The sequence below is a fragment of the Ruminococcus sp. AF17-12 genome (assembly GCF_003479245.1).
In the GTDB taxonomy this organism is placed as follows: Bacteria; Bacillota; Clostridia; order Lachnospirales; family Lachnospiraceae; genus Blautia_A; species Blautia_A fusiformis.
The window spans coordinates 168,009-194,468 of record NZ_QUGY01000007.1 but is presented as its reverse complement, the minus strand read 5'-3'; the positions used below and the strand labels follow the sequence as shown (position 1 = coordinate 194,468).

Here is a 26,460-nt window from a genome sequence, read left to right as displayed (position 1 = left end):
ACATGGAGCTGACTGTTACTAATCGGGTGAGGGCTTGACCAAAAAGCCGAGGAAGCGGGCAAGGCAGGTAAGGGTCATACGGGAGCAAGCTTGCTTGTGGACGTATGAGCATTAGCTGACTTGAACATTTGCGAAGCAAATGACATCGAACGACGGAGTCGTGAGATGACCCCCGCTGGAGTAGCCTAAAAAAACAGGCGATGCAGCGCAAGCTGCGAGCCCGTAAAAAAAGGCAAATCGGCACGCAGGTTAAACTTGATTCAACAAAAATGATTAACCATCAACAAACACATGTATGTAGTTTTTAAGGTACAAACCTTAATAAATAATCCTCCTTAGCTCAGTCGGTAGAGCATGCGGCTGTTAACCGCAGTGTCGTTGGTTCGAGTCCAACAGGGGGAGCATGGTGCCATAGCCAAGTGGTAAGGCAAAGGTCTGCAACACCTCTATCCCCGGTTCAAATCCGGGTGGCACCTCTTAGAAAGCCCTGGAAAGATGAATTTCCAGGGCTTATTTTTCCTATAAAAATGTATTTGCTGAAGACCGTGAAGACAGACTTCTGGAAGATCGGACAGCATCAGGAATTTTTTTCCGTAAGCAGGATTCGTTTACGATTATAAACCAGGTGAAGGTACATGGCATCCTGAGCACGCAAAGCGTCATGCTCTGCAATGGCAGCTCCTTATACAGGAATCCGTTTTATGCCTACCGGCGGGATCAATGCGAAAAACCTTGAGGACTATCTTTCCTGTGACAAAATCCTCTGCTGCGGCGGAAGCTGGATGGTAAAAGGAGATCTTGTGAAGGCAGGAGAATTTGGCAAAATAAGAGAACTGACAGCAGAAGCAAAAAAGCTTGCGGATTCCATAAGAAAGTAATCAAACTTAATACACATATTCAATAAAAAAAGCAGAACCCTGCACAACCAGGCAGAGTTCTGCTTTTTTGTCAATTATTGTGAAAATAGATCAATGAAGTAGGATCGGCAGAAGCTTTTTCCGCTTCAGCTGCCAGATCAGCTACAGGATCCGCAGAAGGTTTCCGAAGATCCATTCGGTAAAGATAAAAGATCCCACCGAAGAAACCGGGAATCAGTCCGGCGTATCCACCGGCACATAAGATCACAGTCAGCTTCACCATCAGTTCTGTCTGAAGTTCCAGACAAACAAGTAATCCTGCAAGAATTCCGGCTGCACTCCATCCAGCTGTCAAAAGTGCAAGAAAAACAGCTGGCGCAGGGGCCTTTTTTAAATTTTGATCTAAGTGATTCCACAGTACTTTATACATAATCCATTCCTCCTGTTTTGCTGGAATTATACTTCTGCTGTTGTCAGCAACAGTCAGCTATAATATTGATTTCCTTTATTTGTCTGTATTATAGAAAAGAAATGTAAAATACAAATGCGCAGGAATGAAAAATCTTTGTAAAATATAAGTAGAAATTGCATTTTGAATTAAGAACCGATATACTTATAAATATAGTTATTAATAATATTCGATCACAGCCGAAAACATTTTTCTACAGCTGTGATACGTGAGTGAGAGAATTAAAAGGGGGCAGATAAAAGCCCCCTGAAATCATATAGAGAGTAAAGAGGAGGGGTGGAAATGGAGCATACGGAAGAATATGTGAAGCTGGAGAATGTATCCAAAATCTATGGCTCAAAAGAAGTGAAGATCATAGCTGTGGATGAGATCAGCTTCCGGATAAAAAAAGGAGAATTTGTGGTTGTGGTAGGACCAAGCGGTGCCGGAAAGACAACGGTGCTGAATATCCTGGGCGGAATGGATAAGGCCACATCCGGCAATGTCTGGATCGATGGAAAAAATATTGCAAAATATACAGACCGGCAGCTGACCGGATACCGGCGGGAGGATATTGGATTTGTATTCCAGTTTTATAATCTGGTGCCAAATCTGACTGCATTGGAGAATGTGGAGCTTGCTCTTCAGATCTGTAAGGATCCTCTGGATGCTAGGACAGTTCTGGAGGAAGTAGGGCTGAGGGAGAGACTGACCAATTTTCCGGCACAGTTATCCGGCGGTGAGCAGCAGAGAGTTTCCATAGCCAGAGCGCTGGCGAAGAATCCAAAGCTTCTGCTCTGTGATGAACCTACAGGAGCGTTGGATTATCAGACCGGCAAGGCAATCCTGAAGCTCCTTCAGGATACCTGCAGGGAACGGGGCATGACGGTTATTGTCATTACTCATAACTCTGCATTGACACCTATGGCCGACCGTGTGATCAAGATCAAAAACGGCAAGGTTTCCAGGATGACTGAAAATGCACATCCCACACCAGTGGAAGAGATTGAATGGTAGGTGACGGAATGAAAGCATTACACAAAGATTTCTGGATGGAGATCCGGAAAAGTAAAGCACGTTTTATCTCGATCTTTCTGATCGTGGCACTGGGTGTTGCATTTTTTTCCGGGATCCAGGCGTCTTCTCCGGATATGAGATATTCCGGAGATGCCTATTATGAAGCGGCAAAGCTGATGGATCTGAAGATCCAGGGAACGCTGGGACTGACGCAGCGTGATGTAAAAGCAGTATCGGACATTGACGGTGTGGAACTGGCTGAAGGCGGTTACTCTACGGATGTTATGAGTGGAGAGGACGATGCCAGGAAGGTTCTTCATCTGGAATCCATCAGCAGCAATTTTAATCTGCTCACAGCAGATGAAGGAAGGATACCGGAAAAAAGCGGCGAGATTTTTCTGGACAAGCCATTTGCAAAGAATCGGGGGTATAAAATCGGGGATACCATATCTGTCAGTGAGGATGGAGACAGTGAGCTTCTGAAAAAAACAACCTATACAGTTGTGGGAATCGGAAGCAGCCCTCTTTATATTTCATTTAACAGAGGAAATACGACTCTTGGATCCGGTGAGGTCAGCGGCTTCGGATACATTCTTCCAGAGGATTTTGATCAGGAAGCTTTTACCCAGATCTATATTATGGTCCATGAATCCGGGGATGTGATCAGCTATACCGATGCTTACGACAATCTTATCAGGAAAATACAGAAGCGTGTGGAAGGCATCGAAAAAGAACAGTGCAGCCTGCGCTACGAGGAGATCGTCGCAGAAGCCAATGAAAAACTGGATGATGCCAGAAAAGAGCTTGAGGACGGAAAGAAGGAATCAGAGGAAAAACTTGGCGACGCGAAGAAAAAGCTGGATGATGGGCAGAAGAAGTATGAGGATGGAAAAAAAGAGTACGAAGATGGAAAACAGCAGCTCAGTGATGCAAAAAAGGAGCTGACCGATGGAAAACAGCAGCTTGCTGACGGAAGAAAGCAGATTGAAGATGGATGGTCTCAGCTTAACAGCGCAAAACAGCAGGTGGAAGACGGTCTGTCCCAGTTAAATTCTGCCAGATCCCAGCTTGCCGACTCCGAAGCACAGATAAATGAGAAGCAGGCAGAGCTGACTGCCGGATATGAACAGCTGAATGCCGCAAAACAGCAGGTAAGTGACGGTGAGGTCCAGCTCCGGGAAGCGGAGAAAACACTGGAAAGCAAACAGGCTGAGCTTGACAGTGGAAGAGAACAGTTGGAAACGGGAAAGAGTACGATCAAAGAAACAAAGGCTGCTCTTACTGGTCAGAAAGAACAGTGTGAGGCAGGACTTGTACAGGTTTCCGAGGGCGAATCCCAGATCAGTTCCAGTGAAGAAGCCCTTTCCGGGCAGCAGGCACAGCTGGATGAACTGACCAGCCAGAAAGAGGCATTAAGCAGTCAGGCGGCGGAGCTGCAGGCACAGTATGACGCCGGTGCGGAAGCAGGAAAAACCGAGGAAGAGCTGGCGGAGCTTTCCACGCAGATCCAGACTTTAAATGGTCAGATCAGTGCAATGGAAGAACAGATAAATGCCGGTCAGGCCCAGATCGACGGGGCGCAGGCAGAGCTTACTGCAAAAAAATCAGAGCTGGCCCAGACAAGAGCTGAACTGGAGAGCAGCCTAGGTCAGATCAATGAGGGCTTCAGCCAGATCAAAGAACAGGAAGAGACACTTTCCGGGACAGAGGCACAGCTGAACGAAGGCCAGGAAGAACTGGATAAAGGGAAAAAAGAACTGGAAACAAAGAAAGCAGAGCTTTCCGCGGCAAAAGAAGAAATTGCGGCAAACCAGGCAACTCTGGATGATGGCCAGAGCCAGCTGGATTCGGCCAGAGCCCAGCTCAGCTCAGGGCGGCAGCAGCTGGAGGAAAAACAGGCCCAGTTAAATGCCGGTCAGGCAGAGATCCAGGCCAATACAGAAAAGCTTACCAGTAGTCAGGCAGAACTGGATGCAAATGAACAGAAGCTCCTGGATGGTGAAAAAGAGATCCGGGAAAATGAACAGAAATTAAAAGACGCCAAAAAAGACCTGGAGGACGCCAAAAAGAAGCTTTCCGATGGAAAGAAAGAATATCAGGACGGCAAAAAAGAAGCCGATGACAAAATTGCGGAAGCCCAGCAGAAGATCGAGGATGCCCAGAAAGAGGTGGATGATATTGAAACACCGGAATGGATCATCTCCGACCGCAATGACCTTCCGGAATATTCGGATTTTGGTGATAACGCAGAGCGACTGAAAAACATCGGAAAGGTTTTCCCGATGATATTCTTCCTTGTAGCGGCTCTGATCAGTCTTACCACGATGACACGAATGGTGGAGGAACAGCGAACCCAGATCGGAACCATGAAAGCGCTGGGATACGGAAAGACAGCCATCGCATCCAAGTATCTCAGCTACGCATTTCTGGCTACAGTAGGCGGAAGTATCGCAGGAGTACTTTTCGGAGAAAAGGTTCTTCCGTTTATCATTATCCAGGCGTATGGAATCATGTACTGGAATATTGGCGATCACATGCAGTTGGATTATGAGTTACAATATGCACTGATCGCTTCCGGGGCAGCGGTGATCTGTACTATGGGCGCTACACTGTTTTCCTGCGCAAAGACCCTGGCAGAAACACCGGCATCTCTGATGCGTCCGCCTGCACCGAAAGAAGGAAAACGGATCCTTATTGAACGGATTAGCTTTATCTGGAAGCATCTGAGCTTTTCCTGGAAATCGTCCATGCGAAATCTTTTCCGTTATAAAAAGCGTCTTTTTATGACCATTTTCGGAATTGCAGGAAGCATGGGACTGATGCTTGTAGGATTCGGACTTTATGACTCCATTATGGATATTGCGATTCTCCAATATGACCAGATCCAGCACTATGATGCCATGGTGATCAATGATGAGGATGCCACAGACAGCCAGGAAAAGGATCTTCTGAAATTCCTGGACGGAAACAGCGAGATCGATCACTATACCCGTGTGCAGCTCACCAAGATGACGGCACCAAAAGAAAAGGGAAGTGTCAGTATCTATGTGTATGTTCCGGAAAATACGGAAAATTTTAAAGAGGATGTAACGTTACGTGACAGAAAGTCCCACGAGCAGTATGAGCTTACCGATGATGGAGCGGTGATCTGTGAAAAAACGGCTTCTCTTATCGGTGTGAAAACAGGAGACGAGATTACCCTGGAGAAAGACAACAGAAAATATAAAGTAAAGATCACTGCTGTCACGGAGAACTATATGGGACATTACGTTTACATGACCCCACCCTGCTATGAAAAAACATTCGGAGAGAAACCGGAATATTCAAGTACAGTATATACTATGAAAGAGGATGCAGAGAGTGATCTGGAAACTCTTGGAAATGCGATCCTGAAATATCCGGCAGCCTTAAGCACCAGCTATACAAGCAGCACAGCAGGTCAGGTAGAGCGAATGCTGGGATCCCTCGGAGCGGTGATCTGGGTCCTGATCATTTCTGCCGGAATGCTGGCATTTGTGGTACTGTATAATCTGAACAACATCAATATCACAGAGCGTCAGAGAGAGCTTGCAACATTGAAGGTCCTGGGATTTTATGATGGCGAAGTTTCCCAGTATGTATTCAGGGAAAATATCCTGCTGTCCTTCATAGGGATTCTGGCAGGCGCAGTGTTCGGAATCTTCCTCCACCGGTATGTGATCACAACCGTTGAGGTAGATGCGGTGATGTTCGGAAGAAATATCAAGCCAATAAGCTTTGTCTACAGTGGGCTCATTACCTTCGGATTCTCCATGTTTGTAAATATGGTGATGCATTTTAAGCTGAAAAAGATCAATATGGTAGAGTCACTGAAGAGCGTGGAATAAAATAATGAAATGATAAGACTGCCTGCATACAGGAATTTTACATATTTCCCTGTATGCAGGCAGTTTTGTAATGAATATCCTGAAAGACTGGGATGACCATGATCTGCCTGAAGCTAATTTTGTAAGTATTTCACAATTGAAATGTAAACGTTTTCCTATAAAATGTAACCATAGAATTCTTCCGGAGGAATTTTAAATATGGCAAATATAGATATTAAATTTATCGCGAAAAAAAGCGGGTGTTCGATCGCTACAGTTTCCCGTGTTATCAACCGTTCCAAACCAGTCAGCGAGAAGCTGCAGAAAAGAGTGGTAGATACCATCAGAAAGTACAATTATAATCCCAGCGTTCACGCACAGTATCTGGCTGGTAAGAAGTCAAAACTGTTCGGCTTTATAATGACAAACTACATTAATCAGTATCAGCTTCTGTTGTTTCGGTATCTGAATGAGTTTGCATGTAAGATGGGATATGGCTGTATTATCCGTTATTGCAATTCAGGATTTGAGGAAAAACTGGAAGCATTAAGAGAACTGGAGATCAGAGGAATCGAAGTCTGCTTTAGCCTTTTTCTGCTCTCACGGGAAGAGGAAGCGTATATAAAAGAACATTTTAGGATTAAAGTCTGTCATATGCAGTCACCGGAAATGCGTTTGAATATCATGGAAAAAAATGAAAGCTCTGTCTATGAGACCATATGCTATCTTGCCCAGCTTGGCCACAGAAGGATAGGGGGCATCTTTTGCATTGACGAAATGGACGACAGCTTCCTTATTGCAAGGAAACGGGGATTTTTAAGAGCTGTAAGGCAGATGCAGCTGGATCAAGAAGAATCCCTGATCGGTCAGATCCATGGAGACTATGAAAAAAGCAGTCTGATTTCTGTGATAGAGAAGATATTTGTACCTCAAAAGCTGCCAACGGCATTGTTTTGTTACAGCGATGAAGTTGCGATAGAGGTAATGTCCTGGATCATGAAGCATGGTTACAGAATTCCGGAGGACGTATCTGTAGTTTCGTTTGACGGTATTCCGTTTGCGGAACGCATAACGCCCTCACTGTCTACGATCAGTCAGCCGGTAGAATATCAGGCAAAAAGTATCATAAACGGCATGCTGTATCTACAGGATGGAGTCGAGAGACCATGTGATGAAAAGGAAAATGAATATCTGCTGCAGATCCGTGACAGTGTGGGAATTCCTGGTCATTATGAAAAATAGGAGGAAAAATATGAAAGCGAAAAAATTAATTGCCGCCGGTATTGCGGCATCAATGTCACTGCTGACTCTTGCAGGATGCGGAACAGCCGGAAATGCTGGCAATTCTGGAGGAGACACCGCTAAAGAAGATACCGTCAAGGAAGATACCGCTAAGCGAGGGCGAAGACTCTGATAGAAGCTGCAGAGCACAGCGTTGGAAGCAAAGAAGGAGCAGTATCTGCAAGAATGGAGATCCGAATGCTTCTGGAGGACTATGAATCCAGAAATACACGTCTGCAGGAAGTTATGGTTCTAATTGAAGAACTGGTAAAACAGATTCCGATGGCTGAAAAGCTGTTAGGGATCAAAGGTGTGGGAATCAGGACAGTGTCAGGGTTCCTTGCAGAAGTAGGTGATATTAGCCGCTTCAGCAATCCGAAGGAACTGCAGAAGCTTGCAGGATTGGCATTGGTTGAAAATAGTTCAGGAAAGCACAAGGGCGAGACAACAATAAGCAGACGGGGCCGAAAGAGACTCAGATACCTGCTCTTTGAGGTTGCAATGTCGCTTGTAGCGAAGAATCCGGAGTTCAGAGAACTCCATAATTATTACACAACCAGAAAACTGAATCCATTAAAGAAGATGCAGTCACTTATGGCGGTTGCGGCCAAGCTGATACGTGACTTTTATGCGATGCTGACAAAAGGTGTGGCTTATGATCCCCAAAAGCTGGTCAGTGATATCAGGAGACCGGCAGCTTATCTGCAAGTAGCGTAAGAAAAAAGTAACTATAGTAGAGGTTGTCATCTGGGCAGCCACTGAATCAAACAGAATGTAACAGATAACGTCCACTGATCACAGTGCTGGTACAGGAAGCAAGTCAGTAATCAACAATACAAAGAATGAGCCAGTAGTCGGCAGAAATAGTCACCATGGGGCATATGACCCCGTTAAGGAGCATAGCTGACACATGAGATTTGAAAAGAAGAAATATATTCTTGCAAAAGTAAATCAGATTTTAATCGGGTATTACCATTATTATGGAATAAGTGATAACTATCAAATGATGGATAACTTCCGTAAGAGAGTTATTCAGATTCTTTATTTTTGGATGAATAGGCGTAGTCAGAGGAAAAGTTATACATGGGATGGATTCAATTAGTTTTTGAAGGAGCATCCTATAGTAAGACCACGTATTTATGTGAGCCTATATGGATAATCTGAGGCATAAGTGTCGTGAAGAGCCGTATGCCTGAATTGGGCACGTACGGATCTGTGGGGGATATACCTAGTAATAGGTGTTTCTACCCGACAAGTTAGGACCTCTGGAGACAGAGATGATCCTGGTGGATATAGGAGGTTAGCTGCCCTAGAGGGATGGGTATACACAAGGCCAGTAAAGCGGAAATCAATGACGTTTTATTTCGTATACCTTCTAACCACTATTTCAGTACTTGATATATCGAAATGCTTATAGCTTTGGCTTATTCACTGGGATATAAAGGTTGAAAAACCTTGAATTTTCAATAAAAAACACTTGATTATATGAGGAGGAGACGAGCATGAAAAAAGTATTATACGAGGAATTACTTCCGGAAGAATGTGTACAGAGGATAAAGGAGATGCCGGTTGCCTATCTGCCACTTGGCACACTGGAATGGCATGGTCCGCATATGCCTCTTGGAGCTGACGGGATCCAGTCAAAAGAACTGTTTGTCCGGGTGGCGGAAAAGGTCGGTGGTGTAGTGCTTCCGATGCTGTTCATGGGACCTGACCGTTTATTTGATGATCGGGGAACTGTATTTTATGGAATGGATATCAATACAGAGGGCGCACTGAATACTTATTGTGCCCAGCAGATGAAAGGCAGTGCTTACTGGATGGAAAAGGGACTGTTTCAGGATCTGCTGCGCAGTATTTTTGCACAGCTTTCCAGAGCAGGAGTCCGCATCGTTGTGGGACATGGACACGGTCCGTCAACAAATGCATTTCAGGAAATGAAGGAAGAGGCAGAAGAAAAATACGGACTGTGCATTATGACAGCATGGACCTATGCGGATGATGAGAGACTGAAATATCAGAATGATCATGCCGGAGCAAATGAGACCTCTATTGTAATGGCTGTTCGGCCGGAACTGGTTGACTTTGGACAGGTAAAAGAAGATGAGAGTAATCTGATCGGTATTGCAGGACGTCATCCGGTCCGAGAATCATCGGAAGCATTCGGAAATGAAATTCTGGAATATACAATGAAAACACTGATCGCAGGCATTGAGAAGGAGTACAAAACAATAAAAGAAAGATAGATAAAAAAATATCTCCATTGGAAAAAATAACCGGTGGAGATATTCTATTTTATTTTGATTTTTACTTTTGAAATAAGGTCTCTGTCTTGACAAAAAAAGAAAATTTCATTATAGTAGGAACATGGCAAAGGTGTTGAATAAGAGGAGTATGCAGATCTACGCTGACAGAGAGAAATGCACAGACGCAAGAGAAGCGCAGGCTGAAAGGCATTTTCAGATGGAGGACTGCAGAAGGTAGCTTAGGAGCCGGGAAACTGAAAGCAGAAATGCAGAACAGATGCAGATGCTGCTGTGTAGGTTTTCACGTACCCCGCGTTAAGGGACAAGAGATAGACGGGAATAACAGATGTTTTTTCCGGATAATGAAGGTGGTACCGCGAGAATGATCGCCCTTCGCACATTAGTTATTGGCTTTTGTGTGGAGGGCGTGTTTTTTCTTGCAGAGAACAGGAGCATTTTAAGGTTCCTATAATCAGAAAGATTCAGGAGGAAAACATGAGTAAAGAACTTGCAAAGACTTATGATCCCAAGGGTATTGAGGATCGTCTGTACAAAAAATGGATGGATAACGGATACTTCCATGCAAAAGTTAATCCGGACAAAAAACCTTTTACAATTGTAATGCCGCCGCCCAATGTAACCGGACAGCTGCATATGGGACATGCACTGGATGAGACCATGCAGGATATCCTGATCCGTTTCAAAAGAATGCAGGGCTATGAGGCTCTCTGGCAGCCGGGAACTGACCATGCAGCCATCGCTACAGAGGTTAAGGTAACAGAGAAACTTCGTAAGGAAGGGATTGATAAGAACGAGATCGGCCGTGACGAATTTATGAAACATGCCTGGGCATGGAAAGAGGAGTACGGCGGAAAGATCATCAACCAGCTGAAAAAGCTGGGAGCATCTGCAGACTGGGAGCGTGAGCGCTTTACCATGGATGAGGGCTGCTCCAAGGCTGTTCAGGAAGTATTTATCCGCCTTTATGAGAAAGGCTATATCTACAAAGGCTCCAGGATCATCAACTGGTGTCCGGTATGCCAGACCTCTATTTCTGATGCAGAGGTTGTACATGAGGACCAGGACGGATTTTTCTGGCACATCAATTATCCCATCGTAGGTGAGGAAGGACGTTTTGTTGAGATCGCGACCACTCGTCCGGAGACACTTCTCGGCGATACAGCAGTTGCTGTAAACCCGGAGGATGAAAGATATAAAGACCTTGTAGGAAAGATGCTGAAGCTTCCTCTTACAGACAGAGAGATCCCGGTTATTGCCGATGAGTATGTTGACAAGGAATTCGGAACAGGCTGCGTTAAGATCACACCGGCACACGACCCCAACGACTTTGAGGTTGGACGCCGTCATAACCTTGAGGAGATCAACATCTTAAATGATGATGCCACCATCAACAGTCTTGGCGGAAAATATGCAGGTATGGACCGTTACGAGGCACGTAAGGCCATGGTAGAGGACCTGAAGGAGCAGGGACTTCTTGTAAAGGTTGTTCCGCACAGCCACAGTGTTGGTACCCATGACCGCTGCGGTACAACGGTAGAGCCGATGATCAAACCACAGTGGTTTGTAAAAATGGACGAAATGGCAAAAGCTGCTATCAAAACTCTGGACGACGGAAACCTTCAGTTTGTTCCGGCACGTTTTGACAAGACTTACCTGCACTGGCTGGAGAATATCCGTGACTGGTGTATTTCCCGTCAGCTTTGGTGGGGACACAGGATCCCGGCTTATTACTGCGATGAGTGCGGTGAGATGGTGGTTGGAAGAGAGATGCCGGAGAAATGCCCGAAATGCGGATGCACACATATGCATCAGGATGAGGACACTCTGGATACCTGGTTCAGTTCCGCACTGTGGCCGTTCTCCACACTTGGATGGCCGGATAAGACACCGGAGCTTGAGTATTTCTATCCTACAGATGTTCTGGTAACCGGATATGATATCATCTTCTTCTGGGTTATCCGTATGGTATTCTCCGCACTGGAGCAGACCGGTGAGACACCGTTCCACCATGTACTGATCCACGGTCTGGTACGTGACTCACAGGGACGTAAGATGAGTAAGTCTCTTGGAAACGGTATCGATCCGCTGGAGGTTATCGACAAATACGGCGCAGATGCCCTTCGTCTGACACTGATGACAGGTAATGCACCTGGAAATGATATGCGTTTCTACTGGGAGCGTGTAGAATCCAGCCGTAACTTTGCAAATAAGATCTGGAATGCTTCCCGTTTCATTATGATGAACCTGGAGGGCAAGACAGTAACAGCGCCGGAAGACCTGAACGCACTGTGCAACGAGGATAAATGGATCCTTTCCAGACTGAACACAGTGATCCGTGATGTTACTGAGAATATGGATAAATATGAGCTTGGAATTGCCGTACAGAAGGTCTATGATTTCCTGTGGGATGAGCTCTGTGACTGGTATATCGAGATGGCAAAGGTAAGACTGTGGAAGGCAGAGGAAAACCCGGCAGCAGCAAACGATGCACTGTGGACACTCCGCACTGCGCTGACACAGGGACTGAAGCTTCTTCATCCGTTCATGCCGTTTATCACAGAAGAGATCTACTGCACACTGCTTCCGGATGAAGAGTCCATCATGATCTCCGACTGGCCGGTATACAGAGACGAGATGGATTTTGCAGATGCTGAGAAAGCAGTTTCAAGCTTCCAGGAGGTTGTACGTGGAATCCGTAACACCAGAAACGAGATGAACGTACCGCAGAACAGAAAGACCAATATCTACATCGTAGGCAAGGATGCAGAGTGCTGTGCACGTTTTGAGTCCTGCAAGAAATCCTTTACAAACCTTGCGTTTGCAAAAGAGATCCACGTACAGCAGGATAAGAACGGAATCGGTGAGGATGCGGTATCCATCGTTGTGGCAGACGGTGTGGTTTATCTGCCGCTGGAGGATCTGATCGACCGTGAAAAAGAGATCGAACGTCTCACAAAAGAGCAGGAGCGACTTACAAAAGAGATCGCACGCTGCGAGGGAATGCTGAACAATCCGAATTTTGTGAACAAGGCACCTGCAGCCAAGGTAGAGGCAGAGAAGGAGAAACTTGAGAAATACAAAGAGATGAAAGAGAAAGTGAACCTGCAGTTAACACAGATGGTGAAATAACGAAGGAGTGTTTTAATGAAGTGGTGTAACTTTTTCAATAAGATTTCGCTGATACTTCAGGCTCTGGGCTGTGCAGTCCTGTACTTTGTGATCGAGGCCATATGCAGGCACTCGTTCACAGAGGCGTGGACCTACATGACCACAAAGCCGCTTGTATTTGCTTATAATGCAGCGTTTATCTTTACGACGATGCTGATTGTTTATCTCTTCCGAAAGAGAATTTTCTGGCGTATCTTTGTGGGCAGCTTATGGCTGTTTCTGGGAATCGTAAACGGTGTGCTTCTTCTCAATCGTGTCACACCGTTTACAGGACCGGATGTGAAGAATCTGACAGATGGTCTCAGTATTGCAAAAAAATATCTGACCCATACCCAGATGACCATAGGTGCAGTTCTTCTGGGAATTGCGGTTCTGATCCTTCTGATCATCCTGATAAGGTCGCCGAAGTACAGAGGCAAGCTGAAATATAAGGTGAATATTCCACTGGTCCTGGTTGGGGTTCTTGCATTTGGAGGAATCACACAGCTTGCTCTGGAAAAAAGAGTTCTTTCCAATTATTTTGGAAATATTGCCATAGCTTATGAGGATTACGGATATCCTTACTGTCTGGCAACGACGATCTTTAATACCGGAATCAGTGCTCCGAGAGATTATTCCAAAAGCGAGATCAAAAGGATCGAGAAGTCGGAAGAAAATCTTCCGGAAACGAAAGAAGGCAGTCATCCGAATATTCTGTTTTTACAGCTGGAGTCCTTTTTTGATCCTACGCTGGTAAATTATCTGGAGCTGTCAGAAGATCCTATTCCGAATTTCAGAAAGCTGATGAAGGAGTATTCCTCCGGATATTATAAGGTACCTTCCGTAGGAGCCGGAACCGCAAATACTGAGTTTGAATCCATTACCGGAATGAGCCTTCATTATTTTGGACCGGGAGAGTATCCTTACAAGAGTATCCTTAAGGAAACTACATGTGAGAGCGCACCGTATGTTCTGAAGAATCTGGGCTATACTGCTCATGCAGTACATAATAATGAGGCGAATTTCTACGGAAGAAGAAGTATTTTTCCGAATCTGGGATTTGATACCTTCACTTCGGCAGAGTATATGAAGGATGAAAACCAGAAGAATTCGTTGGGCTGGACCAAGGATAGTGTCCTCACCGATGAGATCGTCAAGTGTCTGGATTCTACAGAAGGGCCTGATTATGTATATACTATTTCCGTACAGGGACATGGAGATTATCCTTCAGAACCGGTACTGGAAAATCCGGAGATCACAGTTTCCGGGGCACCTACTGACGAGCTGAATAATAAGTGGGAGTATTATGTAAATCAGATCCATGAGATGGATAATTTTGTCAAAGAGCTGACTGACAGGCTGGCAGATTATCCGGAGGATGTGGTACTGGTCATGTATGGTGATCATCTGCCGACCATGGGACTGACCGTGGAGGATGTGGAGAATAAATATCTGTTCCAGACAGAGTATGTGATGTGGGATAATTTCGGACTTAAGAAAAAGAAAGAAAATCTTGCGGCATACCAGATGGCAGCAGAGGTTATGGACCGTGTAGGTATCCATGAGGGAAATGTTTTCAAGTATCATCAGGCAAGAAGAAACACCAAAAATTATCAGGTGGATCTGGAGACCCTGCAGTATGATCTTCTCTACGGAAAGCAGTATACATATGACGGAGCGAATCCTTTTGAGCGAACAAAGATGCGTATGGGAATCTATGATACCACGCTGAATTCCATTCAGGTTGTGTCTGAGACGGATCACACCTATTATATCCAGGGGACAAACTTTACGCCGTCCAGCCAGGTGAAGATCAACGGAGAATGGTATGATACGGTTTACGTGAATCCTACCAAGCTGATCATTACCGGAAAGGAACTGGATGATTTTGACCGGCTCTCGGTAGTGCAACGAAGCAACAGTTCCACAAGAAAGGCCATGACAAAGAGCCATGACCGGGCGGTTTATGCGCTGCTCGCTGACAGCAAGTGGAAGCTTGACAGTGAAAAGAGCAGTTCTGATACAGGGTCAATGGAGGAAACGGATACAGCGTTAGAAACGGAATCCACAGAAGATTCCGGTGAAGAAAACAGTACAGACAACCAGTAAATGGCATAGAAAAGATACTCCGATACAAAAAATGTCGGATAAAATATTACGATTAGGACTGGACATCTTCCACCACTATTATATAATGGTATCGTAACGAACAGGAGGGGAGAAGCTTTTCTCCCCAAAAGTTCTTTACGAATACATTATAGATAAGTGATGGTTTTTTTTATGAATTACGAAGAAGCAGTTGCGTATATTGAAGATATACCGAGATTTACTACTAAGAACAGCCTGGACCATACCAGAGAATGCTTAAGAAGACTTGGAGATCCGCAGAGGAAATTCCGTGTGATCCATGTGGCAGGAACCAACGGAAAGGGAAGTACCTGTGCTTTTATCACATCGGTCCTTCGGGAAGCAGGATATTCCTGCGGACTTTTTACATCTCCTCATCTGGTGGAGATCAACGAGCGTTTTCAGATCAACGAGGAAATGATCGATGACGATACTTTCCTTCGTGCTTTTGAAAAAGTTAAAAAGCTTTCCGATGAGCTGGTTGCGGAGGGAAGCTATCATCCCACCTATTTTGAGACACTCCTTCTGATGGGAATGGTGATCTTTGCAGAAGCCGGCGTGGATTATGTAACACTGGAGACCGGTCTTGGCGGACGTCTGGATGCAACCACTGCTGTGGAGGATCCGGCAGCCTGTGTGATCACATCCATCAGCCTCGATCATATGCAGTATCTTGGAAATACAGTTTCCGAGATCGCAGGAGAGAAGGCAGGGATCATGGTGCCGGGTGTTCCGGTGATCTACGATGGAAATGATCCGGATGCGGCCGGAGTGATGCGTGAGCATGCAGAGAAGCTGGGATGTCCATATTATGAGCTGAAACGGGAAGACACAGAGATCCATAAGATCACAAAGGACGGAATCCGATTTTCTCTTAAGGACGAGACATATGGCGATACCGTATTTGATATACCGTTTATCGCCCGTTATCAGGTTATGAATGCAGCGCTTGCGGTGAAAACCATTCAGGTACTGGAAGATCAGATTCCGGCATCTCTGGAGGCTCTGAAGGCTGGTATGGCAAAAACACGCTGGCAGGGAAGGATGGAAACGGTTCTTCCGGGTGTGATCGTGGATGGCGCACATAACGAAGACGGTGTTGAGAAGTTTGTAGAGACAGCAGAACATTTCCAGAAGGAATTTCCTCTGACTCTGCTGTTTTCCGCAGTGGATGACAAGGACTATACGGATATGATCCGCACGATCTGTAGCAGGATCCGTTTTCGACATGTGATCGTCACACAGGTAGGCGGATACCGCAAAGTTCCGGTAGAAGAGCTTGCGGAGATCTTCCGTGAAGACGGAGTGCCGGAAGTGGAAGCAATAGAGGATGTTCCAGCAGCTTTTGAACGGGCAGTAAAGGAAAAAGGTGAGGATGGAATGCTGTTCTGTGTAGGATCCCTTTATCTGGTCGGTGAGATCAAGGCTGTGATCAGGAGGAAAAAATTATGATCGATTACGAAGAGGAACTGAAGAAATTTGAACCATGTCTGGATGTGGCAGATGTAGAAGGTGTCATTTATGACCGGGAGATCACAGATATCATGGATGTACTCCAGGAGATGCTGCGTGAGGTCAAGAGCAACAGACGTGTAAGATAAGGAGAAGTGGATGAACTGCATAAACTGTGGAGCGTTCCTGACGGATACAGATCTGGATTATTGTCCGCACTGTGGAGCCAATGTACTGATCCAGAAGAAGGTGGATTATCTTTCCAAGCTTTATTATAATCAGGGGCTGGAAAAAGCCAGCATCCGGGATCTGTCCGGGGCGATCAGCTGTCTGAAGCAAAGTCTTGCCTATGACAAACGGAATATCCGTGCAAGAAATCTTCTTGGTCTTGTATATTTTGAGACCGGTGAGGTGGTTGCCGCACTGAGTGAGTGGGTCATCAGCAAGAATATCCAGAAGAACCGAAATCTGGCTTCAGAATATATTGCCAGGCTTCAGGCAAACCAGAACAAACTGGAAACAATCAACGAAAGCATCAAGAAATATAACAATGCCCTTGCCATGTGTAGGGAAGGCCATGAGGATATGGCGGCCATCCGCCTGAAAAAGATCCTGTCCCAGAATCCCAAGCTGATCAAGGGGTATCATCTTCTTGCTCTGATCCAGATGAAGAATCAGGAGTGGAATAAGGCGAGAAGAACACTGAAAAAAGCAGCCAGGATCGACAAGACCAATACCACCACACTTCGTTTCCTGCGTGAAGTTGACGAGCAGACGGGTGTTACCACAAAGATGGAAAAACGGCGTAAGGGCTTGTTTGGAAATGAAAAAAATGAGAATGATAATATTTCAGGAGAAATCGTTGTAAGGCCGTCGTCTTATAAAGAAAGATCAAAGATATCACTTTTCTTTACCACGGTACTTGGATTTGCGGCAGGTGCGGCAGCATTCTGGCTCCTTGTACTGCCAGCTGTGAAACAGGATATTTACAGGCAGGCCAATCAGCAGATCATACAGTACAGTGATTCTCTTTCCAGCCAGAGCGTGGAGCTTACCAAAGCTCAGGGAGAAGCTGCCCAGTCCAGTGATACGGCAGATGCAGTTGCCAAGCAGGCAGAGGAAGAGCAGAAACGCAGTCAGAGCTATGAGGCTTTGTTTAATGCATATACTGCCATGCAGCAGGAGGATCTGGATACAGCGGCGCTGGAACTACAGAAGGTATATGTGGATACACTGTCAGATTCTGCAAAGGGGATTTACAGTACTATCAGCGGAAAGACCGGTGTAAGCGGGATCGAGAGCGGAGCTTCTGACGGAACGTCCAGTGCTGACAGCAGCACAGATGGAACAGCTGAAGCTGGAGCGGATGCCGCAGCTTCGGCGGGAGAAGATGCACAGAGCCCTGACGGAGATTCCGGAGAAGACAGCAGCTACAGTGACGGAGGATATGAGGATTCCTCTTACGATGGAGGTTATACAGAATAAAAAAGATCATAACTCATACAGAGGAGAAACCTCGGATAAGGGGAATGTGCGTTGGCGCATTCCTCTTTTTTTACCCTTTGGTCATGAGAAATGGAATAAAAAATCAAAAATGGGGGAATGATAGAATGACATCAGGTTTTGAAAAATCCGGAACCGTGCTGACTGTACATCTTCCGGCGGAACTGGATCATCCGGCTTCTGATGAGATTCGGAGAGATTCAGACCGAATTATTGGACATAACTATATAAAAAATATGATTTTTGATTTCTCAGAGACCGTTTTTATGGACAGTTCCGGGATCGGTCTGCTGATGGGTAGGTACCGGGCACTTGGCATGAGGGGGAAATGTGTGCAGGTTGTCAATGTGAACAGTCATATTGCAAAGCTTTTACGGCTATCCGGAGTGGGAAAATATATTGAAATCTGTGGAATTAAAAAATCGGCAGGTGAACAGGAGGGTGTTTATGATGGAAAACACAAATGAAATGACGATCATTTTTGACAGCAGACCGGTAAATGAAGCACTGGCAAGAGTTGCTGTGGCTTCATTCTGCACACAGCTGAATCCTACGCTGGAGGAAATTTCGGATCTGAAGACCGCAGTATCGGAGGCAGTGACCAACTGCATCATACACGGGTATGAAGGGGAGATACATAAGATTCGGGTAGAATGTCGTCTCCGGGGGCAGGAGCTTCAGGTAGATGTGACAGATCACGGAGCCGGGATCCCGGATATCAAAAAAGCCATGGAGCCTCTGTTTACCACAAAGGCTGATAAAGACCGCTCCGGTATGGGGTTTACATTCATGGAGGCGTTTATGGATGAGCTTCAGGTGGAATCGGAGGTTGGCCGTGGAACTACAGTGCACATGAAAAAGATCATCAGGAGGTAACTATGGATCGTACTCTTGTCCTCATCGGGCGTGCACACCAGGGGGATAAAGCGGCAAGAGATCTTTTGTTTGAGGAAAATACAGGACTGATATACAGTGTGGCAAAGCGTTTTCTGGGACGAGGGGTGGAGATGGAGGATCTGTTCCAGATCGGCAGCATCGGACTTCTGAAAGCTGTGGATAAGTTTGACATGTCCTATGATGTGAAATTTTCCACCTATGCCGTTCCCATGATCATCGGAGAGATCAAACGTTATCTCAGGGACGACGGGATACTGAAGGTAAGCCGTTCTCTGAAGGAAAACCATTACAGGATCTATCAGGTGAGAGAAGCACTGACACGCCGGCTGGAGCGGGAACCTACGACGGGAGAAATGGCAGAGGAAATGGGAATTTCCATAGAAGAACTGGTAATGACCATGGAATCCGGTGCAGAGGTGGAATCTCTTCACAAAACGATCTATCAGGGTGAGGGAACGGAGATTTCTCTGATGGACAAGCTTCCGGAAAAAGAAAACCGGCAGGAAAAAGTACTGGACAGGATTTTTCTGGAAGAGATACTGGGAACTCTGGAGGCAAAGGAGCGGAGGCTGATCTATATGCGGTATTTTCAGAACATGACCCAGATGGAGATCGCCCATGAGCTTGGCGTATCCCAGGTACAGGTATCCAGAATGGAAAAGAGGATCCTGCGCAGTCTGCAGGAATCCGCAGAGAAAAAATAAAAGAGAGCCATGAGAAATGCTGCTGTTTTCTCATGGCTCCTTTTTGTGGGTAGCAGATTTAGTCAGACTGCTGCTTTTTTATGAAAAAGTACATTTTTGTATTTGGAAAGTGCTCCAAGAAGGATCATACCGATCACACCGGCTGAGATAAATTCGCCGGCTCCTACTGTGAGCATCATAAACGGGATAGGAAGGTTAATGCCATATCCGTAACGAAGCACAAGAGGAACGATCACAATGTTGGAAACGATCGGCGGGATTGGGGCTGTCCATTTGCCTGTATTGCGAAGCTTGTAGGTAAAGAATGCACCGATAAGTGTGGCAATGCTTCCGAAAATGATGTCAACCGGAATCGCACCGCCAAGAAGATTGGCGATGATACATCCCACGAACAGTCCCGGGATGGCAGCCGGTGTGAAGAACGGAAGCACGGTCAGCGCCTCGGAAAACCGGATCTGAACTTCACCGAAGCTAAGTGGCGCGAATACCAGTGTCAGGACAACATATACAGCTGCAATGGCAGCTCCCTGTACCAGAAAATGAGTACCTTTGTTTTTCATGTTTTTTATTCTCCTTTAGTTTTGTTTTACGAGTGGAAGGTCACGAACACTCGGCACATTTATAGGCGGTGACCGCCTTGTAAGCCCTGTACGACCTTGGTTTTTGCGGGCTTTTGCAGCGAAACTGAGTATAGCATAAGGGGCGTGGAAATGCAAGGTACGATCCTGACTATTTGATAACCCTGGCCTGTGTGGACAGACCCTGGCTCTGAAACAGCTTTTTGTAAGAGGAAAGTCTGCTTGCCGGAACCTTTACAGTCAGTTTTTTGTAATTATTCTGACCTGCTCTTGTGAAGATATATTTACCTGAGCTTTTGGAAGTAAGACGTCCTGTCTGTATGGTGACAGAGGTAAGGGCCTTACAGTCACAGAAAGCTTTTGTGCCGATCGCAGAAACTCGGGAACCGATTTTTACAGTACGAAGACTTGTGCATCCCTGGAAGGCTCCGGCACCTATGCTTGTGATATTTCCTGAAATCGTTACCTGTTTCAGGTTTTTACAGTTTTTGAAGGCATTGGCTGCAATGGCTGTGACTTTGTAGGTTTTTCCGTTAGCTTTGACAGTGGCCGGAATCTTTGCAGTGACAGTATTGCGTGAACGTGGTCCCTTCAGTGCTACGGAAGTCCCGGTGGTATTGACTGTGTAGACATTATAAGCATCCCGGAATGTTTTTGCAGTCTGTGGCTTTGGTGTGGCTGCAGGAGTGATCTGGAAATTTAAGGTGATGGTTCCGTAGAAATGGTAATCACCGATGATCTTCAGGGTAGCAGTTCCTGCTTTTTTATTGTTCTGGTATGTCACATGATAATCATTGATGCCAGAAAGCTTTGCTTTTCCAAGAGTTACGGTTGGAACGGGCTTTATGTCAGAGCCTGTATAGGTATATGTTTTTTTGATCCCTGTTACAGCTGCATCGGAAATATTGCATGCATAGCTGATATTGTTTTTCTTGGCATATGTAACTGCGTAAGAGCCGTACGGAGCATGGATCTTGCAAAAATATGCATGAGAGTTGACATACCCGTAGCCGCCCCACACAGCATCCGTTCCAATGCTTTTAACAGTATCAGGTATGTTGATCCTGGATAGCTTGTCACAGTAGGCGAAAGCTTCTTTTCCGATCTTTGTGACCCCTTTCTGGATGTCCACTTCTTTCAGCTCAGGAAGACAAACAAAGGCCCTTTCGGAAATACTTGTGATCCCAGGCTTTATTATTACCTTTCTGATCTGGTTTTTGATAGCTTTCCAGGAGGAATCGTTGGAGAAGATAAACCAGCCTTTTGTTGAAGAGACCGGGTATCGGTGGTTTTCCTCTGTGGAAATAGAAAGTGGTCCGTAGCCGGAGATCGTAAGGATACCGTTTTTGAAATTCCAGGTTGCGTTGTCACCTGCGATATGGTAAGTTTTTTTGTCAGCTTTTCCGTTGTCGGAATTAATGGAATAAAAGTTCAAGGTGTTGGAGTTTGAAGCATAATAAACGACCCTGGAATCCTTTACCACAGGCTGACAGTCAGAAATCGGAGCAGCTGTTGTAAACTCTTTGCTGAGACTCTTTCCCTTTCCGTCCACAAAAAGATAATGAAGGGTGCTGGAAGAGAGCGGATCGTTAGCGGAAGAGTTTTTCTTGTTATCGTCGGAGACGTATTCTTCCCAGGAAATCATAAAACGGTTGTCATTTATTTTGGTGATCTTTACGCCCGCAAAGCTTTTTCCTCCGCCTGTAAAGTTGGTAAGCTTCCTGGTAGTGGTTGCTTTTTCGGAAAAGTCAGACATTGGTGTGACGGACAGATAAAGGTTATGAGGCGTGTTTTCAGATACCTTATCATATTTGGACTGATCGATGGAAGTGCCAACGCATAATACACTGTCAGAGGAAACAGCCATGCCGTCAACGCTTGCGTAGCAGGCCAGTGCCCACACAGAAGTATGTGAGCCTCCGTATGGCAAAAGCTCTATGGTGGTGCAGGCAAGTGTAGTGCTGTCGTATCTGGAAAGAATTGTACATCGTGAACCCTCACTCTGCTCCAGTACGTAGAGATAAGAACCTTGTGATTTGATATACTGTGCAAAGGAATGCCACAGATCGCAGGAAACGATCTTTCCTTTCATGGTTGCCTGGTCGATCTCGACCATAAGGAAGCCCTGATGTCCCTGACCGACAGAGGGATCCACATATCCTTCGTGACCGGTAACAACATAGAGTTTGCCGTTGCTTTCTGTCATTTCCACACAGCCATAGTCAAAGGGCGTGCGGACCTCACCGCCAAAAAGCTCCGGGTTACTGGTAATTGCTGCCGCACCGTTCCGGTTCCAGTTTGTATCGTAGCGGATAACGCGGATGACCTCAGCGGAATCGTTTTCTTTGTTGTTTGTCTGGCCTTCTACCAGATAATATCCGTCAGATCCGGCATAAAAGCCACCCCACAGTGGAAGCTCCATGTTGATCTTGCGCTTGCTTCTGATCTTCAGATCATTATCGTAATATTCAACGCCGACAGAATTTTTCTGGTGGAAGACCCTCATGTATCCGCCGGAAACAGGAATAAGATCAGAGGTACGGCGTAACCTGACATTGAGATTGTCCTGTGCGGTTGGCGTAAGAGAGCCTGCCCGGGCTGTCTGTGGAAACAGGATCAGACAGAAGCAAAGACAGCAGAACAGAAATAGCAGAGATGTTAATTCTTTTAGCTTTTTCATAAGTTTCTCCTTTGTATGTGTTTTTAGATGATCTCCTGTTTAGATTATAATTCATGGGACAGAATTTACAATACAAAATCGGGAGTTATGGAACTCCCGATCCTCAGGATTTCTGTAAATTCTGTTCACAAAAACATCTTGAGGAAATACTGCCGGTGGGCAGTAACATCAGCAGCAGGAACCTTATGGAAACAGGGGCTTTTTTCTTGACAGCTTTTTGTGATATTGATAAAATATATTTCAGTATATAGGTTAAAGGGGCATTGGTTTTGATCTAAATCGATGTCTCTTTATTTTATGTATCACACACATTACACCAGGGAGGTAGAAAGATGTTAAAAGTATGGATCGCAGGTGCCAACGGACAGATCGGACGGGCACTGAATGATGTTCTGGATCCAATGCAGATCGAGACTCTGAACACAGATCTTGATGAGCTGGATATCACAGACACAGATGAAGTGATCAACTTCGGTTCCATTAACCGTCCGGATGTGATCATCAACTGCACCGGTATCACAGATACCGATGAGTGTGAGAAGAATCCGGAACATGCATACCGTGTCAACGCACTGGGAGCAAGAAACTTAAGCATCGTGGCAAGAAAATGCGGGGCAAAGATCGTCCAGCTTTCCACAGATGATGTTTTCGACGGAAAGAGCAAAAAACCGTATACAGAGTTTGACGATACCAATCCGCTGACTGTTTACGGCCGTTCCAAGAGAGCCGGAGAAAACTATGTAAAAGAGTTTACACACAAACATTTCATTATCCGAAGCAACTGGGTATACGGAAAAGGCGGAAACAATTTTGTAAACCGTGTGCTGGAGACAGCAGAAAAAGGCCAGGCGCTTTCCGTTGCTTCGGATCAGTTCGGATCACCGACCAGCGCCAAGGATCTGGCAAGAATGATCCTGTATCTTATCGATACCAACGAATATGGAACTTATCACGTAACCTGCAGCGGTGTATGCAACCGTTATGAGTTTGCAACCGAGATCCTTCGCCTTGCAGGAAAGGAAATCGAACTGAGATCCGTGCCGACAGAGCAGTCAGATCTTTCTTCTGTCAGACCGCCATATGCCGTCCTTGATAATTTTATCCTCCGTATTATTGAAGTGTATGACATGCCGGACTGGAAAGCATCGCTGAAAGAATATATGGATGAAAGAGCGGAGGACTAGAATGAAAGAGAAAAATATAAAAGAGAAAACACAGCAGAAAAAGAAAATAGGCCTTACCACGAAGATCTTTGTGGCGCTGATCGCAGGTGCGATACTGGGAATCATTCTCTGTTACCTGGTTCCTGACAGCAGCTTCAAGAAAGATGTGATCGTGGAGGGAATCCTTTATGTGATCGGACAGGGATTTATCCGTCTGATGAAAATGCTGGTTGTACCGTTGGTATTCTGTTCCCTTGTCTGCGGAAGTATGTCCATCGGTGATACCAAGAAGCTTGGAACCGTAGGTGTGAGAACACTGGTATTTTATCTGGCGACTACAGCTCTGGCTGTTTCGGTTGCGCTGACGGTAGGTAATCTGATCAATCCGGGTGTGGGACTTGATATGAGCTCTATTCAGTCCTCTGCTTCCTCTGTGGAGACTATGGAGGCGACCTCTCTTACGGATACCATCCTGAATATCATTCCGGACAATCCGATCAATTCCCTGGCAAGCGGAACCATGCTTCAGGTTATCGTATTTGCCCTGATCGTGGGTGTGATCCTTGCGAAAATGGGAGAGCGCGCAGAGACAGTAGCGAACTTTTTCAGCCAGTTCAATGACATCATGATGGAGATGACCATGATGATCATGGCACTTGCACCGATCGGTGTATTCTGCCTTATCAGCAGAACCTTTGCAAACATCGGTTTCAGCGCATTTATCCCGCTGGCAAAATATATGATCGGTGTTCTCCTTGCACTGGCAATCCAGTGCTTCGGCGTATACCAGATCCTGCTGAAGATCTTCACAGGACTGAATCCGATAAAATTCATCAAGAAATTTTTCCCGGTTATGGCATTTGCATTCTCAACAGCTACATCCAATGCCACGATCCCGATGTCCATTGATACCCTGTCCAAGAAAGTGGGTGTTTCCAAGAAGATCTCTTCATTTACCATTCCTCTTGGAGCTACTATCAACATGGACGGTACCTCTATCATGCAGGGTGTTGCCGTAGTATTTGCGGCACAGGCTTTTGGTATCCACTTAAGTCCGATGGATTATGTGACAGTTATCGGAACTGCAACCCTTGCTTCCGTAGGAACTGCCGGTGTACCAAGTGTTGGTCTTGTTACCCTGACCATGGTATTTAACTCTGTAGGTCTTCCGGTTGAGGCCATTGGTCTGATCATGGGTATTGACCGTATCCTGGATATGACCAGAACAGCAGTTAACATTACCGGTGATGCAGTCTGCACAACCATCGTTGCACACCAGAACAATGCACTGGATAGAAAAGTGTTCAACGAATCAAACTAAATATCCGGTTCAGAAAAAGATCCGACCCTTTCGGGTGAGATAAAAAACGAAAAACGGCTGTACATATCGTAAGAACGATATGTGCGGCCGTTTTTTAACGAAATCAGGTGAGTCCCCTGCTTATTCCTGCTCCAGAACACCCATGACAGAGGGTAGTTCCAGCTGCTGATAGGTGTGAAGGATCTTTTCCAGCTCAAAGATAGCAGGGGTAAGAAACTTATTCTTGTGATAGACCAGCTTGAATTTCCGGTTCCATTCCCCTGCTTCGTTGCAGAAGACCCGGACTGAACGGTGACGGATCTCATGATGCATAAGACGGATGGACATAACAGAGAGCATCTGGTTATACAGCACTGCGTTCATCAGAGCCTGGGGACTGTTGGCTTCCCAGGCAGTCCGGATCTTAAGGCCATGGCGAAGGGTATAATCCTCAAAAAGCTGCCTGGTACCGCTGCCATATTCACGGACCGCAAATTTCTGGTCATTCAGTTCCTGGACATGGATGCGGCCTCTGCGGTAAAAGGGATGTTTTTTTCCGGCGGCAAGGACCAGGCAGTCGTCGATGATGGGAAGAACGATAAGATCCGGAGAGTGGATCTCACCTTCTACCACAGCAGCGTCCAGTTCAGAACGCAGAAGCTTCTGTTCGATATTTTGCGTGTTGGTGACAAAGGAGTAAACGTCAAGGTCCGGGATTTTTTTCTGCAGATCCAGGATAATGGATGGGGTCAGGCAGGTTCCCACAGTGAGGGTGGAGCCAAGCTTCAGGGTGGAAGACTGTCCCTGGTTCTGCATCAGCTCTTCCAGCTGCTGAAACTGGCGGATCATTTCACGGGCATGGGGAAGAAGAAGCTTTCCCCGTTCTGTGAGATAAAGCTTTTTTCCAAGACGTTCAAAGAGAAGGCCGTTATAATGAGCTTCCAGCTCACGGATGGCCTGACTGACTGTTGGCTGGGAAAGATAAAGATGTTTGGCAGCAGCACTCATGGAGCCCTGTTCCGCAACGGCCGCAAAAACAGTGAGATGGCGGATGGTCATATGGAATCTCCTTTTATTGTAAATTGGTATATAGGTAAAACCTATCATTTTTATAAAATAATATCATTTCTCAAATACATCTTCAAGTGGTATAGTAGGAAGTACGTGAAAACGATTTCAACATTGCAAAATACA

General features: G+C 45.8%; 20 protein-coding genes, 2 tRNA genes and 1 pseudogene. 19 read left to right on the top strand and 4 right to left on the bottom strand.

The features are described 5' to 3' along the window. The first annotated feature begins 329 nt into the window (after nucleotides 1-329). From DWW77_RS09990 to DWW77_RS09975, 3 genes are all read left to right on the top strand, one after another. Nucleotides 330-402, top strand: a tRNA-Asn gene (locus tag DWW77_RS09990). 3 nt (nucleotides 403-405) lie between these two features. Continuing rightward, nucleotides 406-476 (top strand) — tRNA-Cys (locus DWW77_RS09985). Between the two features lie 195 nt (nucleotides 477-671). Then, on the top strand, nucleotides 672-878 hold the full coding sequence (locus tag DWW77_RS09975) for a beta/alpha barrel domain-containing protein (RefSeq protein ID WP_353616933.1): 207 nt from the start codon (nucleotides 672-674) through the stop codon (nucleotides 876-878). 70 nt (nucleotides 879-948) lie between these two features. On the opposite strand, the gene DWW77_RS09970 is transcribed toward DWW77_RS09975, so the two are convergent. Next, nucleotides 949-1,287, bottom strand: a complete 339-nt coding sequence (locus tag DWW77_RS09970) for a YozE family protein (RefSeq protein ID WP_021977038.1) — start codon at nucleotides 1,285-1,287, stop codon at nucleotides 949-951. Between the two features lie 321 nt (nucleotides 1,288-1,608). Between DWW77_RS09970 and DWW77_RS09965 the strand changes: the two genes are divergently transcribed. The 14 genes and pseudogenes from DWW77_RS09965 (at nucleotide 1,609) to DWW77_RS09905 (ending at nucleotide 19,545) form a co-directional block, all read left to right on the top strand. After that, entirely contained in the window at nucleotides 1,609-2,322 is a 714-nt protein-coding gene (locus DWW77_RS09965) for an ABC transporter ATP-binding protein (RefSeq protein ID WP_021977039.1), read from the top strand. 8 nt (nucleotides 2,323-2,330) lie between these two features. Beyond that, entirely contained in the window at nucleotides 2,331-6,188 is a 3,858-nt protein-coding gene (locus tag DWW77_RS09960) for an FtsX-like permease family protein (RefSeq protein WP_286188010.1), read from the top strand. Nucleotides 6,189-6,386: 198 nt separating this feature from the next. Further along, entirely contained in the window at nucleotides 6,387-7,409 is a 1,023-nt protein-coding gene (locus tag DWW77_RS09955) for a LacI family DNA-binding transcriptional regulator (RefSeq protein WP_118608624.1), read from the top strand. A 10-nt stretch (nucleotides 7,410-7,419) separates the two neighbouring features. Next, the gene (locus DWW77_RS18065) at nucleotides 7,420-7,581 is read left to right on the top strand and encodes a hypothetical protein (protein WP_182431213.1); all 162 of its coding nucleotides are present in this window, start codon (nucleotides 7,420-7,422) and stop codon (nucleotides 7,579-7,581) included. 152 nt (nucleotides 7,582-7,733) lie between these two features. Next, a pseudogene (locus DWW77_RS09950) lies at nucleotides 7,734-8,165 on the top strand (transposase); the annotation flags it as partial. 785 nt (nucleotides 8,166-8,950) lie between these two features. Beyond that, on the top strand, nucleotides 8,951-9,694 hold the full coding sequence (locus DWW77_RS09940; protein ID WP_059085324.1) for a creatininase family protein: 744 nt from the start codon (nucleotides 8,951-8,953) through the stop codon (nucleotides 9,692-9,694). A 495-nt stretch (nucleotides 9,695-10,189) separates the two neighbouring features. Next, nucleotides 10,190-12,844 carry a valine--tRNA ligase gene (locus tag DWW77_RS09935; RefSeq protein ID WP_021650739.1) on the top strand — a complete coding sequence of 885 codons (2,655 nt, stop codon included), beginning with the start codon at nucleotides 10,190-10,192 and terminating at the stop codon, nucleotides 12,842-12,844. A 15-nt stretch (nucleotides 12,845-12,859) separates the two neighbouring features. Further along, a complete protein-coding gene (locus tag DWW77_RS09930) occupies nucleotides 12,860-14,971 on the top strand; it encodes an LTA synthase family protein (protein WP_118608622.1) in 2,112 nt (703 codons plus the stop codon). 171 nt (nucleotides 14,972-15,142) lie between these two features. After that, nucleotides 15,143-16,441, top strand: a complete 1,299-nt coding sequence (locus DWW77_RS09925) for a bifunctional folylpolyglutamate synthase/dihydrofolate synthase (protein ID WP_118608621.1) — start codon at nucleotides 15,143-15,145, stop codon at nucleotides 16,439-16,441. Beyond that, entirely contained in the window at nucleotides 16,438-16,590 is a 153-nt protein-coding gene (locus DWW77_RS18060; protein WP_015526890.1) for a hypothetical protein, read from the top strand. The genes DWW77_RS09925 and DWW77_RS18060 overlap by 4 nt, the downstream gene beginning before the upstream one ends. A 10-nt stretch (nucleotides 16,591-16,600) precedes the next feature. After that, the gene (locus DWW77_RS09920) at nucleotides 16,601-17,926 is read left to right on the top strand and encodes a hypothetical protein (RefSeq protein ID WP_118368436.1); all 1,326 of its coding nucleotides are present in this window, start codon (nucleotides 16,601-16,603) and stop codon (nucleotides 17,924-17,926) included. A 125-nt stretch (nucleotides 17,927-18,051) separates the two neighbouring features. Further along, nucleotides 18,052-18,411: an anti-sigma factor antagonist gene (locus DWW77_RS09915; protein WP_044961012.1), complete on the top strand. Its 360-nt coding sequence runs from the start codon at nucleotides 18,052-18,054 to the stop codon at nucleotides 18,409-18,411. Further along, on the top strand, nucleotides 18,395-18,820 hold the full coding sequence (gene spoIIAB / locus DWW77_RS09910) for an anti-sigma F factor (protein WP_015526893.1): 426 nt from the start codon (nucleotides 18,395-18,397) through the stop codon (nucleotides 18,818-18,820). The genes DWW77_RS09915 and spoIIAB overlap by 17 nt, the downstream gene beginning before the upstream one ends. A gap of 2 nt (nucleotides 18,821-18,822) precedes the next feature. Next, nucleotides 18,823-19,545 (top strand): SigF/SigG family RNA polymerase sporulation sigma factor, encoded by a 723-nt coding sequence (locus DWW77_RS09905; protein ID WP_021650746.1) that lies wholly within the window; start codon nucleotides 18,823-18,825, stop codon nucleotides 19,543-19,545. A 62-nt stretch (nucleotides 19,546-19,607) separates the two neighbouring features. On the opposite strand, the gene DWW77_RS09900 is transcribed toward DWW77_RS09905, so the two are convergent. Further along, the gene (locus DWW77_RS09900) at nucleotides 19,608-20,105 is read right to left on the bottom strand and encodes a QueT transporter family protein (protein WP_015526895.1); all 498 of its coding nucleotides are present in this window, start codon (nucleotides 20,103-20,105) and stop codon (nucleotides 19,608-19,610) included. A gap of 169 nt (nucleotides 20,106-20,274) precedes the next feature. Then, entirely contained in the window at nucleotides 20,275-22,803 is a 2,529-nt protein-coding gene (locus DWW77_RS09895) for a leucine-rich repeat domain-containing protein (protein WP_118608620.1), read from the bottom strand. A 332-nt stretch (nucleotides 22,804-23,135) separates the two neighbouring features. Between DWW77_RS09895 and rfbD the strand changes: the two genes are divergently transcribed. Next, nucleotides 23,136-23,987, top strand: a complete 852-nt coding sequence (gene rfbD / locus DWW77_RS09890) for a dTDP-4-dehydrorhamnose reductase (RefSeq protein ID WP_015526899.1) — start codon at nucleotides 23,136-23,138, stop codon at nucleotides 23,985-23,987. 1 nt (nucleotide 23,988) lies between these two features. After that, complete coding sequence (locus DWW77_RS09885; RefSeq protein ID WP_118608619.1) at nucleotides 23,989-25,287, top strand: dicarboxylate/amino acid:cation symporter; 1,299 nt, start codon at nucleotides 23,989-23,991, stop codon at nucleotides 25,285-25,287. 120 nt (nucleotides 25,288-25,407) lie between these two features. On the opposite strand, the gene DWW77_RS09880 is transcribed toward DWW77_RS09885, so the two are convergent. Further along, a complete protein-coding gene (locus DWW77_RS09880) occupies nucleotides 25,408-26,325 on the bottom strand; it encodes a LysR family transcriptional regulator (protein ID WP_118608618.1) in 918 nt (305 codons plus the stop codon). Between the last annotated feature and the right edge of the window lie 135 nt (nucleotides 26,326-26,460).